Raw genomic sequence first — 15,991 nt, 5'->3', positions numbered from 1 at the left:
CAGTTGGTCAATAGCATAGCTGGTTGCTTTTATAAAAACTGACATAGGTATTTCGGACCACGGTGCTGTTGCAGCCGTCGGTGTAGGTACATCGTATATCATAATACCCGGGTACAAAGGCCTGATGGGGCAGTACAGCGGTAGTACCCAGGCTGTTGATGACGTTCCAGTTGGATTCCCCCGGCCTTCTGTACTCCCATAGAAAGGTGTTGACATTGGGACATCCCTCAGAACTGAAATTTACTTTGAGAAGGATGGGGCTTGTGGGCTGATTGTTCTGCTGTGTACAGGAACCGAATATCACCGGATCCTGGTAGCAGAGATCAATAAACTGTGGGCCATCAATACAGAGGGAGAAACTCAGCGGCTGCCACACAAATACTTCCTTGGAGGCCGTATAGGGCTCAAACTCGTTGGTGAACATAACCGCCTTTACGTTATATGAACCGGGGGTGGCATAGCTTACGGAGGTTGTCAGGCGGCTGTCGTCGTATACCGTTCCGTTAGCCATGTCCCAGGCAAATTCAGGCGAACCGCCGCCCGGTGACACGATATCGTCCAAACTAAACTGGATCTGTTGGTTTGTAAGCGCATCGATTCGATCCGATTTGATCCGCATGCCCGCACGTTCGTTAGGGTAATGGTACCGCGTCCTCACCAAAATCGTGTTGTCTTTGTCCTTCGTCAGTCTCACCCTCCCGAACTCATCGTATTCGGTAATTCCAACGTTTCCGTTTGTATCGGTTTCTTTTACGACTCCGACAAGCGGCCGGTACTCAAATGACTTCGTAAACTGGGCCGCACCCGGATTCATTGTTTGGGCTTCCAAAAGCATCCCGTTATAGGTCCATGCCATTTGGGATACCGTGCCGTCCCTACCCGTGGACTTGGTCAGCTTTGCTGTGCTCAGATCGTATTCATCGAATGTGTCCGCCTGCACAAAAGATGCGGGAAGGACAAAATTTGTACCGGATATATGGGACCCGGTATAGGTTCCCGTGACTTTCCTGCTGGACCATGTACTTGCGGGCACAATCTTACCAGATGAGGGGGCTGTACGCTTAAAGGCCGTTAATCCAGCTCCAAGAAATACCAGGCTTCCCCCCTTGTCCAGCCAGCTCTGTTCCTCCACCACTACATTGTGTGCATGCATCTTTCGCAGGGCCTGTATGGCTACCACACGCTCGTCGCTTGAGGCCATATTCATGCAGGCATTGAAATTCTCCTGGCAGGTGTTCCAACAGGTATAATTGTTTACCCCACAGGATTGTCCACACTGGTAGAACGTGTTTTCACAAGTCTGCGCCTGACTGCTGGCCAGGTTGTAATCGGCATGTGTGACATACCGGTATCTGCTGATATATTTTTCAGTTGGGATGGCGCTATTATACGTTTTTTTCTCTGTAAGTTGGATGGTAACCGGGTCGTAGGAATATTCCTCGATATTGGTCATTTTTCTCGTAGGCACTTCCTGGTCATGGATCTCTGTAGTTTTTTTGATCAGCGTAAACGGCTTGGAGATTATCCGATATTGGGTGGTCAGAGAGGGTGTGAAACAACTGAATACAAAGGGAACGGATCTGTTGGCAGTGACCATTGCTTTGTCAGGAATGGTATAGTTGTATTCGTATGTCTCCCTGTAAAGGATATCGACATTGTTCAGCTTCTTGGCAGTGACCGTCTTGAGGTTTCCGCGCTCCCAAAACCTAGATGTGGTGGAAACAACGGGATCCTCGTTGTTTACCGGATTGCCGTTGAAATCCTGGTCGGGAAATTCATCATAATTGCTGAATGTATACACCATGAATCCCTTGCCTACCGTTTCTTCCTCCACCCTCGAGTATCCAACATGGGTTCCGTTTACGTCGAACATCTCCAGGTAGGTATGGGAGAAACGTTTTACCCGGTTAATCCCCGGCGCAACATTATAGTACCTGAATACAGGTTTTCTAAAAACTACCCCACTTGATTCCGAGGGTGCGTTCTCCTTAACGTATTTATAATTTTTGGTCTGTAAAAGATTACCATCCCCATAGGAGGCAATGCTTTTGATCCGGTTGCCGCTTAAGACCGCATTGGCTGTAGTTCCATAAAACCCGCTATGTGGCTCGTAGGTAAATTGCGTATGACTGCCTCCGCGGTTATCTATCCTGGTCAGCAGGTTTGCCTTCATGCGGTTTGCGTCGGGATTGCGGCTGGCACCGCTATAACTTGACGGATCGGTGATGGCTGGAATCCAACTGTCGACGGCATTGGTGTTGTAAAGCCCCAAGTAGTCGATATTCTTGGACATCCTCGAAGGTAGATTAACTGTTTCGTTGTATGTAAACTCATAGAGGGGGGCGGTAGATAGGTCATAAATTCGTTCAAGCTTCAAGCGCTTGCACAGATTATCGGCCTCTTGGCACCCCTGAAAGTAACCGTATTCGAAATAATATTTACTGATGGGATTACCAGTGTTGTCAATAAATGACATGGTAGCAAGGGAACGGGCCCCCTGCAGGTCCTTACGGTGATTGTTCCAGGAAAGCTGTACCTTACCCCCAGATGTGGATATCTCGGTCAGTTTTGCGCTTTTGACCGTAACTGTCGCGCTTTCATTTTTTTCCGGGGAAGGAAAGGTACCGTCGTCTTTTTCATAATAATAATTTACGTAGGAATACGGGGATCCCGCTGAATAAGAGAGCGTAACCTCATCTGTCCCATTTGCGGAAATGATTTTGGTAAGGTACCAAGTAGAGGTATATTCCGGTTGTTGCAGCGTACCCTTTATGGTTGAGGTTCTTTCCCGGGATCCAACCGTTGTTCCAAAATGGTATTTTGTTCCATTTTCGTCAATTATCTCCCAGGTATCCCCGATACCGCACATCCCCGGAATCACCTTTAGATCCTGAAAAGGAAAGAGTACCACCTGTTTGGTTTGGTTGACAACGAATTTCCCGGTTCGTCCCATAAATGAAAACATAAACAGGTCAGGCTCTTTATCCGTCGAGGCATTCATGCAAAACCCTCCGGTAAGGTCGTCGGGTGTACCTCTGACCACACGGGATATCATACCTCCAGCCTGAAGATTCCAACCGAGACCCTCAGAAGATGCGACATCCTGAACCCGGTGCCCGAAACTATTGTAGGATAGTGAAATGGGAAGCCCAAGTTCGCGTCCGCTGATTTCGCCCAACGGTATCCCGATGTTTGCACTACCGGTATAGTGGCTGACCCCTACGCTTGCTTGCCGTAAGAGTCCCATGGCATCAGGAGAGGGGCCAATATAGCCCTGTCCAAAAGAGGGGTAGACAAAAAACAAACCCCAAAGCAAAAATAAAATCCTTTGCATGTATATGTGTTATTTAAAATGTACAATTCCGAAAAAAACGGCCCAAGGGGACTGAAATTCGTCTTTATTGGCCTTGGTCAACTGTGTGAAACCGTAGGTTACTTGGGACCTCAGAGATATCGTCCTAAACAGGGTCGTATCGGTGCCAACGCCCGCCCAAATTTTTGATCCCTTGATACTTTTATTTTCCGCAGGGTTTCTTTTCGTTTCCGAAATATCATAACCGACCGTTGCATACATACTTTTACGTACCTTATGCATGGCGTAAAACGAAATTCCAGTGTACTTCGCATGGCTGTCACTCCCCGGCATCAGCTGCACCCATGCTCCCGCTCCAGCGACAAAAAGCTTGTTGATCCTATATCCGACAAATGGATTCAGTTCAAGCTGAAAAGGCTTTGCGGAAGGGTTGCGAAGCATCCCCCCATATTCCAACCTTTCGAACAAAGAGAGATGTGCAATACTGGTTTTCTTCACAAGCGAATCTAGCCCTCTCGAATCCGGCACATGGCTATATTTATGCTTCAACGCATCCAGTTTTTGCCTCTGCTGATCGACTAGTGCCCTGTTTTCAAAATGGTTGGCCTGTTTGGATTTTTCAAGAATTCGGTTGGCATGGTAGTCTTCAATGGAATTTTGGGATTCAGTGAGACTAGTCACGTCTGGTATTCCAGCGTTTTCCGAAGGAAACTCTCCAATTTCGGCAAGTAATACCCCGGTAGCTCTTTCTTCCGCTTCCTCCAAAAATGAGCTCAAAAGCGAATCCCCATTGTAGTTGGAGAAACTGTCAGCCGTGTTACGGATTTGTATTAAATCTTGTGAATAATTTTCAGTGGCCGAAAGTTTTTCCAGTTCCGGCCTATTGCCCTTCAATTTCAGCACAGACGCTTTCAGATCGGGTAACTCAGGCTGGAGTTGAGGATAAATTCCTTTTTGGATTCCAGTAATCCTATCTTTACCCAACTTAGTGTCAAGAGTTGGAATGGGTAAACTATTTTTATCAGGTAGTACCTGCTTGTACCTCTGGCTTGAAGTCAAAATAGGATCAATAGCCTTTCGTGGCTTAATAATTACTTTCGAAGTCAAAGAATCAGGACGGTAGATCGAAACGGAGTCCCACGGGTTATTTTTAAGCATATTAGTCCGTAGCGAGTCCAAGGAATATCTTTTAATCCTGTTAATCTGTAGAGAGTCTAGCGTAGGGTCAAGGACCGAGATGGAATCAGGTAAGTATACGTCCACTTGGGCAAATACCATATTGCCTCCAAGAATGAAAAAGAGCAGCCATATGTAGGACTTTAGGATCATTCTCTTATGGAATAGTTTCCCGTTTGGTGTAGCAGCAGCTCGATATTTTTGGATTGTTCCATGATTATCAGCTTCTGTGATTCCAGTTCGTTCCTTTGCTCAATCAGATATAGTGTGAGTTCCTCCACCTTTTCAAGAAGTTTGGCATTGATCTCCCCGAGATTAACCCCGTTGGCCATCACCTCTGCTTCGTTGGGGATATTGGGAAGGTGGCCATTTTGATGGATGAATCCTTCTACTTCACTTAGGGGCATTAGGTTATAGTCCGATTTGAATACGTAGTCCGGCCAGCCAGAAGCTGTTACGTTTACTTCCTTGCTTTTTATTGTGCCGTTGACTTCAAGCATCTCGGCCGGAGATAACGTGCCAATCCCAACTTTCCCATTTACAGCCAAATGAGTTCCTGCCGGTAGCACACCCGAAGCGGGATATCCAATGCTTACTCCCCTATAGGATGCCGAGGAACCTACACTTGGCTGAAGGTGTAAAGTACTCAATTCAGTTCCGAATCCCGCGACGTCATTATGTCGGGCCAGTATCCAAGCTCTTCGGTTATTGGTTCCACGGGCGTTACCGATCTCAATGGCATTGTTTCCTGCTGTAAAAAGCTGATGTATATCACCTCGACTGTTTCCGCTGGGATATGTCGGCGTAGTTGCCCCGCGCAACATGTGCAACTGTGCCGACGGATTTGTTAATCCCAGCCCGACATTTCCCGTAGCAGGAAAATGATTTGACTGCCCTAGGACGATCCCAACTGTTAGCTGTCCCATCAAAAGAAAAACCATCAACTTGGGGAAAACCGATTTTTTCAATTGTATTTCAAAGTTCATTTTATATGGTTTGATTTATCCCAAAAAACAAGTAAACAAATGATTCGCTTTATCATTTTTCTACTTTCTCCAATCGGTTTTCAAGCAACTTTACCGTTTGGATCAGGCTTTCTACACGTTCCTCTTGGGAGATTGCATATAGGGTAAGTTCTTCGATTTTCTTTAACAAAACGGTATTTAAATAGCCAACCTGAACGCCATGTTTGACCACCTCGGCCTCACTTGGAACACCTGGTAGATGGCCGTGCCTACCAATGAATCCCCTAAGCTCGTCAAGCGGCATTAGCCGATATTCTTCTCGAAACACATAGTCCGGCCAGTTGTTGGCTTCCAGCCTCACCTCCTTGGCCCTGACAGTCCCATTGACCTCCAACCTGTGCGAGGGATTGGGGACGCCAATTCCCACATTCCCATTTGCGTTTTGCTGTAGGAGGAGTCCATCATAGGCATGTACAGCCTCCGGATGGATAAAGAACAACTCGCTCAGCTGCATTCTGCCATTAGTCCCCGTAGCCTGATAAAAAGTAAATCTTATTTTTCCAATATTTGCTGGTGTGACTGGTACCATAAAGTGCCTTACTGTATATCCGGACACGTCAGCTAATTCGATCCACTGATTTGCACCGTTATGTATATTGAATATTTCAATTTTGAACTTTGAAGGGTTCCAGCCCCGACTACTCCATCCTATCCATGCACCTGCCTGAGTGTGGGCATTCGGTAAATCTTCAATTAGAATTATTGTAGGATTGGACTCGCTCACGCCAACAGTAGTCCCATTAGGAAGAAACCTTCCGTCAAACATCATGGGGAGTGATACGGTAGCTGCACCCTGTTGCGAAACGGAATACCTGGTTTGTGCATAAAACAACAGGTTCTTCTCTAGGCTCCCGGTTGAGATATTTGACGGAATGATAACGGAGGATGTCTGAGAAAATGAGGGAAACCCGATGATTATCAATAAAATACTAAAAATCAGAGATCTCTTTGCTTGGATGCGATTGCTCATATACATTTTTTGTAATTGGTTATGGTGTCATATTGAACCATCTCATATAGTGTACCCTACCAACTAAAATTGGGTAGCAAGAATCCTAAAGAAGATTGCGTTGACGGAGAATGTTGAACTGTTAATATATAGATACCGGATACCGGTCAAGCGTAAACAACACCTCTGATTAAACTTCTACGAGTTTTTAAATTCTTGGAACAGAACCCTAAGGAGATTGTGTTTAACTACTTGCTATTCACTCGATGCAAAAAAGGCTGCATATTTTTTTACAACACTTCGAATCTTGCTACTAAACTCCCGGAGGCCAGTAGGTCTCTCCGGAAATATCATTTATATATGGTCTAAGTGAAAAGGATCCTGACTCAATGTTCAGGAGCGAAATAGATTCAAATTCTCTTAATAGAGTTAGGACACTACCTAACAAATACAAACAAGGAACCATACCCTTGAAAATTAAAAGTGAGTAAAAATTTCTTACTAAATTATTGAAGCAGATACGATTTAAAAGGTCACTATCAAAAATAAAATGATGATGCTTCTATACCTTGGCAGCTCCATGATTATTTGTACGAAATATAAATGGAAAATATTTTAAAACAAATAGTGATAACTTATTTTTTTTCAATTGATACCTTGGAAGTAAGCTGTAGGTTTTAGTAAACAGTGGTAAGGTTAAATTTTATTTTAACGAAAACCAATAAAAGTCAATTTAAATTCATTTTATTATTATATCAACTATAAATGTATTGTAAACAGTTTAACAAAATTAGTTTGAGTTTGGTACTGATTTCCTTGGGGATCCGACTGAAGGAAATGGGCTAGACGCTCAACGTAAGGCTTTTCTAAAAGCAGAACCTTGTGGAATCCAGCTCCACATTAATTTCAATATAATTTTCTCCCATTCCTTCATCCCAAACATCCCCAATCCCTCTTGCTTCAATTGTATCCGCCAAAGTGTAACGCAAATTCAGATCATTCTCATTAACTTTATGACCAACGTCAATTAATATTCTAAGATTTTTATAGTCCATACCAGGATTATCAAAGTTATTGCGAATTCAAGGCCTTATCTCTTATTTCTTTCGGTAAGAGATAATAAGGTGGGGTAGCTTTTACTGCCTCAAAGGTGGCTTTCTCATAATATTCATCCAAATCAAAGTAGTCCTCAATTCTTTTTCCATCTTGGATTAAAAAGGTCAATGCTATCTTTAATTCAATTATTCCAGTGCCATCAGCTGCCAATCTCGAAAGGTGCTTTACGTCGTCATAAGTGGATCTGACTTTTTTTTGTGAATTGGCATCAACGCAAAAATACCAATTATCATTTATATCATCTGAAATCCAATTCTCATGCCGGCTGAAATGTGGGATCCGATTGTCTTCTGAAAAAGCTTTTTCATCTAGAATATGCCAAATACCTTTTTTTATTGTCGGCGGTAGACCACTTACCAGTAGCGGCTGCATAAGATATCCGCTACTTTCCATCTCTTTAAGATTATATTCATTGGTAGGGGTTTTATAATTAAATATCTTAATCAAATCAGATAATCGAGGTGGTTCTGGCGGAGGAAATAACTCCTCAAGATCAAGGTATCTTCCGTAGGCAAAACCAAGGTTCTTCGGTAAAGGAATTTGGAGAATATCTCCGTGTTTTAGTCTTCTTGCCATACTATTGTAATTCTTTTAGATACTTTATTGCTTCCCGGTAATATTCAGCCAATTTGGGTTTTCTCGTACTTATACTGTTTATGATATTATCTAAATTTTTCAACCCATGCTGGTCAATCTTAAGCTGCTCTAATCCCCTTGCAGCTCCTTTCGACAAATTTGTATATACTTCATCCAATCCCATAGCAAATCGTTCTCCATGTTGTTTACCCCTTCTCACAATATCCTTAGTAATACCCCAATATGTTTTTCCGTCCTTGGCTATTGCTCTGTACAACGTGTAGCCTCCTTTGACATTTCCTGGGCCGGGTATAAACGGTATATCTCCCCCGACAAATTGAGGCCCATCAATAACATAATTATGATTTAGGCTTGGTAGATTAACAGCAGTTTGATCCCTCCCGCTATTTGATTCAACATTAACCCATTGAGATGGTTTTGCTGATAGGGTGAGTGATCCGCCTAAGTAATTACCAGATACAGTGGTGGTAGTGTAATCCACCCAATAGCCTAGCCTTCCATTTCTCTCTTCATATGGATCCCCCCGGTTTCCATCTCCATCGATATTGTAAAATTTACCTCCATATTCAATGGCTCCACTTGCCAACCCATCTTTGTACATTTGGCTACCTCCCCACATGGACCAATCTGAATTCCCAATCCTATCAGACCAGTGATGTCCCGAACCCGGGCCGGTAAATCCGCCAGCCTTTGGCATAAGGTCAAAGGGATTCTGGGAGTAGTTTGATGCATAGGTATTCCCCGTACCCCACATTCCTGCATCATCCCCCATCAATCCCATCGGGTCACTGTACCGCACCGGGTTGTTGAACCCAAAATGGTAGGGGCTTAAGCCCGGAACCATGGCGGCAAATGTGTTGGTCTATATGATTGAACCTGAGCAGATATGGACCGAAGGTTCTGAATGCGATTTCATACAGCTGTTGTGTTTAGCCTCACAGTTGAACAGATAAGTGATTTTATTACCAACCATTAATAGTTTTACTTAATGCAATTCCTGAAGCGATAACTAATGCGAAGCTTAATATGATTATCAGAATACCAAATAGACCAGCCTTTCGCTTTGAACAGCTCTGACTATAAAAATTATTAATTTTTATATATCGATCTTCTCTAAGCAAAATCCAATAGTTGATACCTATGATAATTAGCATTATCATTGCAAACAAGATTCGAAAGTCATATGACTTTAAATATTTAAATTCATCATTATTTAGCAGAACAAATGTCCATATAGCAATAATTACAATCCAGAAAAACTGACTAATAGAAAAGAGAACGGCAGCCCTTTGGTGACTTGTGTCACCTGCTCTTTTCCTGACCATGCTATAAAAACACCAGTATAAATATGTATAAATGTTCTTATTCATCGATATCCAAAATATTGATCAATTAAAGCATCGCCGTTTGATCCAGCTGTCAAGCGATAGACTCCATAAATTATCCCAAATGTAGCAACGACCGGTGCCCCTGTTATTCCCGCCGCTAAACCTCCAATAAATAATCCTCCTGTAATAGTAAGGTCAACACAAGTGGATGTGTTATCTTTTCCGTCTCTCGTTGATTGTATTGCTGATCCTAAGGCAAAGCCTACGCCTATTCCACCCAAGGCATTGCCCGCAGCTTTGGCAGCTGAACCAGCTGCCCTAAAGGCATTTTGGGTACCCGAAAGCCAATTGTTGCTCCCATAAAACTTTGTTGAATATATTCTTCCATTATTCCCAAGCCATTCGCCTTCCTTCAGAAGCATGTCATGCCCCCATCCGCGTAACGACATAGTTCCAGCTGGTACTGATAATACACCGCCAAATGAGTTTAACGTGGTGTTGATGGCGTTATTACTCCCCCCAGATGGCCGGCTATCTGTGAGATGCTGATACAAAATATAGACTTCCGTTCCGGGGATAATATTCCCATTTCCGTCCCCCATACCATTGACTCCATAAAAAAAACTCGCCCCCTGAGATGATCCTATACCCGTAAAACTCCCAGTCAATTCCATAGCTCTTTCAAAATTGGTTCTACCAAAACCATTGTCAAGGCCATAGAAATCCCTGAATCCATCGGTATCCATCGACATCCAATTATGATAGGGATCCCTATACTGATCAGACCAGTGATTCCCCGACCCCGGGCCGGTAAATCCGCCAGCCTTTGGCATAAGGTCAAACGGGTTCTGGGAGTAGTTTGACGCATAGGTATTCCCCGTACCCCACATTCCCGCATCATCCCCCATCAAACCCATCGGGTCACTGTACCGTACCGGGTTGTTAAACCCAAAGTGGTAGGGGCTTAGGCCAGGAACCATGGCGGCCAAGGGGATAAATATACACATATCCCGGTTCTGATATCGTCATCGGGCCGACATTTAGGTATATCGGACGCTGCCTTACTGATCTACTTAAAGCTGGAATTTATCAGGTTATATTTTTAGCTAAATATTCTAATATTTTCCCGTATAACTGCAAATAGAATTGAAGTGATTACGAAAGCAAAACAGGTTAGGAATAGTAGGGTGTAGCCGATTCTACACCCAGATGTGGCGCGATTCAGATAACTAATCAAATAATATTGAACTAATTGTTTTTTCTTTCAATTCCGTGATACCTTCTAATTTATACTCAAAACCGGGGTACAGCAAACTTGTTATTACCACCTTTTTTCCATCATATAAAATAAATTTATAAAAGTGATAATTATCTGTTGTAAGAAAACCACCCTTTTTCTTAAAAAAACGGCTTTGGTGTATTTCAATACTCTTTACTGATTCAGGCGATATTACAATCTCTACTATTTTTCTACGATACCGTATTTCTCCTTTCTCTCTATCATATTGCAACTTAACCCCTCTGTTGGCAAAGTAATATTCAAGATGTAAATAGATATTAATAATACTAACGGTACCAAAAACAAAATAAATTATATATATAGCCTTGTTGTTGCTCTCAATTTTATTTGCCCAATCATAAAACATGATAAGCACCATAATAAATGAAAACAATATATAAGTCCATATATGTTTGAGGTGTTTCTTAGGTGTTATTTTTTGTTCTATCATTTATTTTTCTTCATTTTTTCTAATTCATCGAGTCGAATTAAAACACTATTAAGTAATTGCTCATTTTCTTTGATGTTTTGTTGATAGTTAATCAACAAAACATTTTGTGAATCAATTCTTATCTGTTGCTCTTTAATAGCTTCAACCATAACAGGGATTAATTTATAATAGTAGATTTTTTTATATCCTGAACTATCAGATACAACCAATTCTGGATAAATCCTCTCAATCTCTTGCGCTAATAGTCCAATGTCATGCCCTTCTTCTGGTGCGATACCGTCTTTCCATTCAAAGTTATATCCATTAATTTGCAACAACTTATTTAAAGAATTGTCAATACGTACAATATTGCCTTTCAAATTTTGGTCACTATACATTGAATTATAACCACCACTTTTAAACCAAGAATTATATTCGACAATCCTACCAGAAACATACCATATAGCTGGTTGTATTGCATGGTCATAAACTTGTTCTCCGACATAACCGACTACTCCTATAGCAACTCCTAATCCACCAACACCTGTACTAAATGCACCTATCATCGCACCTGTTCCCAACACCAAAGGAACACCATTCGATACTGTACGATAAGCTTTCCTACCATCGCTTAAGTTGGGATTAGACATATCGCTTGTATAGACGTAAGCACTAGCAGCATTTGCAGCAATATTAAGTCCTGGGATTACTTTTGTTAAGCCAATATACCTTAACGCATCATCTCCAACTTGTAAGAAAACACTTGTCGCAGGATGGCTTAAAACTCCAGCCGTTGCGTCTAAGACATTTTTTCCGCTTGGTAATGCCATTGGTGGATGCCAACCATTGCCTCCCGAACTGGCATCAGCTTTAGTAAATGTTGTTTCATAAGTATATGAATTCTCATTGGCTACCCCATCATACTCTGTCCATCGAGTAGTGTTCGAAACGATATACAAATTTCCAGCGATAAATACCGTATTAACTTGGTGTGCACCGTATTTCTTTTCAAACTCACTCCCGCTCAGTAAATAATAATCCCTTTTTGCCGGATCGTTCGGGTTGCCGGGAATATCATCTGACCAGTGGTTTCCCGAACCTGGGCCGGTAAATCCGCCAGCCTTTGGCATAAGGTCAAAGGGATTCTGGGAGTAGTTTGATGCATAGGTATTCCCCGTACCCCACATTCCTGCATCATCCCCCATCAATCCCATCGGGTCACTGTAGCGTACCGGGTTGTTAAACCCAAAGTGGTAGGGGCTTAGGCCCGGCACCATGGCGGTCAAGGGGTCTATATGATTGAACCTCCCCAGATACGGATCGTAGGTCCTGAAGGCCGTTTCATAAAGCTGCGTGGTCTTGTTCCGCCTTACCCCGTTGTAAAGGTATTCCTGCTGTGGGGTACTCAGGTCGGTATAGGCATTAAAGCTTCCCCCAAAAGGATAGTAATCATCCTTCTGCACGATATCCGTACCCGTAAGGTTTACACTGAAATCATCGAAGAATACTTCCACAGGATCTCCATTTTCATTGGAGACGTAAATATACACATATCCCGGTTCTGATATCGTCATCGGGCCGACATTTAGGTATTGGTGGCTGATATCCGATCCATCTTCGGCGGCTTCCTTCCCGATTTGTTTGAAGCTGGAATTTATAAGCTTATACTCCCGGTCAAAAACCAGCATATTCAAATAGGCTTTTGGGGCCTCTGAGGTCTCCGAACCCCGATCGATCAACCCGGCAAGGGGCATAGCCGTAGCGGTTGCCGTTTTTGCACCGTCCACGATTACAGAAGACACATTGTCTGACAGATCCTGGACAAGTTGGGCAAAGGCAGTACCGGGTTTACCCTTGGTAGACGGGTCCAGATACTTGGCCCACACCTCAGCATCCACCACGTCTCCGGGATTTACGGCCAGTGATTTCCCAAGCCCATATACTTCATTCGGGGTACCGTTTAACCGCATTGAATACGACTTGCTGTTTCCCGCATCCGTATGGTCAAAAATATCCGCATTTATCCGGGTTACTTCTTCATACCTGCTAAAGTAAACGCTTTCATATTCCTTAGTCTCAGCGTCATCTTCTAGAGTAGCTGTGTATCTGCCGGCGGATGCCTCCTCGGTCTTAAAGGTCACACGTACATTTCCCAGATGATCTTTTAAATGGTATTGATACTGAAAGCCGTCAAAGGTTCCAGTTTCGGTCCGTTTGGCCACCACCCGTCCTTCATTATGCTGCATGAACTGCAGCTTATTGTTTTCATAGACGAAACCTGCCACAAAATCGGAGGTGGTCGTCGTTCCGCTTTCTACAACCTTCTGGGATCGCTTGGCACCAGAGGCATCGTAGGTGTATTCAATATATTTGGAAGCGTTATAAGTTACTTTTTTCGGCAGGTTCAATACGTTGTACTCGATAGAGGTAATTCCCTTGTTCCGGTCTTCCTTCATATTACCGTTATCATCATAGGTATATTCCACCGTTTGGTTGGTCCCGTCGTTGAATCCTGCTGTCTTTCCCGAACTGTCAGAGACTTTGCTGAGTTGGTTTCCCAAGGCATACGTATAGCTTAGGTTGTCGATGGTTACGTTAACGTTGTCGTTCTCATCCGTTCCTTTTCGCTGCAGCGTTAGTATATTGCCGTTCAGATCATAACCGATCAAGGGAACGTCAAACGACATCGTACTTGCTCCGCCATTGCTGTAATCGGCGGCCTTTAGCCTATCCATTTCATCGTATTCATAGTCATAGCGGTTGACCATAGCTTCATAGGGGTTCTTCCAGGCGGTAGCCCCAATATTGCCGTTATGTACTTTGTGGCCTGTGGGGGCGTTATTGTACTCCAAATCCATCTCGAATAGCTTATCGGTGGCATCTGAGAGATTGTTGATCTTGCTCAGCCAGCCACGGATATTATAAGCGTAGTTGATATCTTCGTAGCTATCGGCCAAATCCTTGTTTATCAACTCACCCAATTCATTGTAGGTATTGCTTACCAGGGTGACCGAAGGATCTCCATTGATACTATGGTTAATGGTCAGCAGCCTACCTACATGGTCGTACGTGTATTCCTGGGTTACATTGGTTGAGGCGATATCCGCTGCTGGATTATTATGGGCCAAATGGGTCTTCCTTACTCTACCGGCAAAATCATACTGGATGGAGATGATATCTTCCCCGTCCTTATAATTGACCACTTTAGACTGGATCAACCGATAGCGGTTATCATAGAAATTTACCGTTTCGATGTAATCAGCCGTGGTTCCCAGGACCTTCACTTTAGTGCCCGTCGCTTTTCCTCTGACAGTAGCGAATACAGCGGGAATTATCTTTCCGTCCGCACTGCTGTTTAACTGCGCAGAAAGACTAAAGGATTTTGTTGTAAATTTATAGTTGTCAAAATAGGTTACGGAAAGGATCTCCGCCTCGGTAATGCCGGTAGGATAGGCAAGGTCGGAATATTTGCTCACTCCGCTTCCGGTGTAGGATTCGAAAAGTACCGTTGAATTTTCCACGGCACTTCTAACGGTGGCTAATGATCCGGAAATTACCTTTTCACCTACAATAACCGGGCGGTTCAATTGATCATACTTGACAAACGTCCATTTGTTAGACAGTCGTTGATTCCCATCCTGGGTCAACACGACACGGTCCAGTTTATCATACACTAAATACATTGGCTTAGCTCCGGGAACTATCTTTTCGGTTAAACGCTGTCGGTCATCATACTTGTATTGAAAGGCCCATTGGTCCAAGAAGCTTTGAACTGGCATAATCCCGTGAGGCTTTATATGAACACCGTTTCCCAGGGTGGTGCTTGGGGAAATTGTTACCGATCCGGTCGGAAGATAGGCAATCTTGCCCCCCGAGATGCCGGAAATGGACGAATAGTTTTGATCGTCTTTCACTAAATGATACCCTACAGGCATTATCAGATCTGCGTTATCATATTCATCTGACGCCTCCGGAGGAAGTACATAAATCAGGTTGCCATATTTGTCATATACCTGATACGTGTTTGCCCAGTTACTATTGGGTGCCTGCACTCTTTTTAAAAGTACTCTGCCTTGTTTATCCTTGAATTCGATTACCTGATGGTTCTCTTCATCCGTTGAGATGAATTTATACAATTCATTCGCAGCATAAAACTGTTTGGATATCAATTGATCATCGAGAATCTCCCAGTGGATTACTTTATCGATGTCTGCATTAAGCTGGTAGTCCATAGTTACCGGCTTTCCACCGCCACCACTAGTTTTGGACCAGGGACTGCCGGGTGCATAGCTGGTGGTTACCTGATTTAATGGAGACCCATCGTATTCGTTTTCGCCAAACGCAAAGTTTCCTGCATTCCCTCCGAAAAGGTTATTGTAAAAAGTAACCTGCTCGGAACCTGCGGTAGCCCGGAATGCAGCTGTTCCCGTTGTTCCAGTCCCGTAAGGGAGATAACTGTATTTCACCCTACCATGCTCATCATATTGTATATGCTGGACGAAATCCTTCTTGCTTTGGGTTGATTGATATCCGACTTGCTGGACAGGCCTACCAAGACCATCAAAGTAAGTCAATTGGGTATTAACGTTGCTTACTGATTGTCCGGTCAATTGCGACTTTGTTTTCAAATCCTTAACCAAAACCGTTTTTTCCATTATATAATTTTTGGTTGTGGTAGGCGTCTGTCCGTTCGCAGAAAAATTAGCCACAATCAATCCAATAACCAAACAAATGCTGATGCAGTAGTTGTGCATTGTCTTCATCTTTTTTTGATCAAA

Annotated in this window: 10 protein-coding genes; all 10 read right to left on the bottom strand. The window is 43.3% G+C overall.

All coding sequences use genetic code 11. The features are described 5' to 3' along the window. Nucleotides 1-7: 7 nt before the first annotated feature. Nucleotides 8-3,334 (bottom strand): hypothetical protein, encoded by a 3,327-nt coding sequence (locus JJU34_RS18465; RefSeq protein ID WP_228693896.1) that lies wholly within the window; start codon nucleotides 3,332-3,334, stop codon nucleotides 8-10. A 9-nt stretch (nucleotides 3,335-3,343) separates the two neighbouring features. Beyond that, complete coding sequence (locus tag JJU34_RS18460) at nucleotides 3,344-4,297, bottom strand: hypothetical protein (RefSeq protein WP_228693895.1); 954 nt, start codon at nucleotides 4,295-4,297, stop codon at nucleotides 3,344-3,346. A 341-nt stretch (nucleotides 4,298-4,638) separates the two neighbouring features. Next, nucleotides 4,639-5,475: a hypothetical protein gene (locus tag JJU34_RS18455; protein ID WP_228693894.1), complete on the bottom strand. Its 837-nt coding sequence runs from the start codon at nucleotides 5,473-5,475 to the stop codon at nucleotides 4,639-4,641. 52 nt (nucleotides 5,476-5,527) lie between these two features. Continuing rightward, nucleotides 5,528-6,484 carry a hypothetical protein gene (locus JJU34_RS18450; protein ID WP_228693893.1) on the bottom strand — a complete coding sequence of 319 codons (957 nt, stop codon included), beginning with the start codon at nucleotides 6,482-6,484 and terminating at the stop codon, nucleotides 5,528-5,530. Between the two features lie 845 nt (nucleotides 6,485-7,329). Continuing rightward, complete coding sequence (locus tag JJU34_RS18445) at nucleotides 7,330-7,518, bottom strand: hypothetical protein (RefSeq protein WP_228693892.1); 189 nt, start codon at nucleotides 7,516-7,518, stop codon at nucleotides 7,330-7,332. A 16-nt stretch (nucleotides 7,519-7,534) separates the two neighbouring features. Then, on the bottom strand, nucleotides 7,535-8,155 hold the full coding sequence (locus tag JJU34_RS18440; protein ID WP_228693891.1) for an Imm26 family immunity protein: 621 nt from the start codon (nucleotides 8,153-8,155) through the stop codon (nucleotides 7,535-7,537). Between the two features lies 1 nt (nucleotide 8,156). Then, entirely contained in the window at nucleotides 8,157-8,975 is an 819-nt protein-coding gene (locus tag JJU34_RS18435; protein WP_228693890.1) for a hypothetical protein, read from the bottom strand. 567 nt (nucleotides 8,976-9,542) lie between these two features. Then, nucleotides 9,543-10,511, bottom strand: a complete 969-nt coding sequence (locus JJU34_RS18430; RefSeq protein WP_228693889.1) for a hypothetical protein — start codon at nucleotides 10,509-10,511, stop codon at nucleotides 9,543-9,545. Between the two features lie 222 nt (nucleotides 10,512-10,733). Then, on the bottom strand, nucleotides 10,734-11,234 hold the full coding sequence (locus tag JJU34_RS18425; protein WP_228693888.1) for a hypothetical protein: 501 nt from the start codon (nucleotides 11,232-11,234) through the stop codon (nucleotides 10,734-10,736). Then, nucleotides 11,231-15,868 carry a DUF6443 domain-containing protein gene (locus tag JJU34_RS18420; protein WP_228693887.1) on the bottom strand — a complete coding sequence of 1,546 codons (4,638 nt, stop codon included), beginning with the start codon at nucleotides 15,866-15,868 and terminating at the stop codon, nucleotides 11,231-11,233. Before JJU34_RS18420 ends, JJU34_RS18425 begins: the two co-directional genes overlap by 4 nt. Nucleotides 15,869-15,991: the final 123 nt, after the last annotated feature.

This window comes from Lunatimonas sp. (assembly GCF_020832325.1).
Lineage (GTDB): Bacteria > Bacteroidota > Bacteroidia > Cytophagales > Cyclobacteriaceae > Lunatimonas.
Note: the sequence above shows the minus strand (reverse complement) of the source record. Positions and strands in the feature narration are given on the sequence as shown.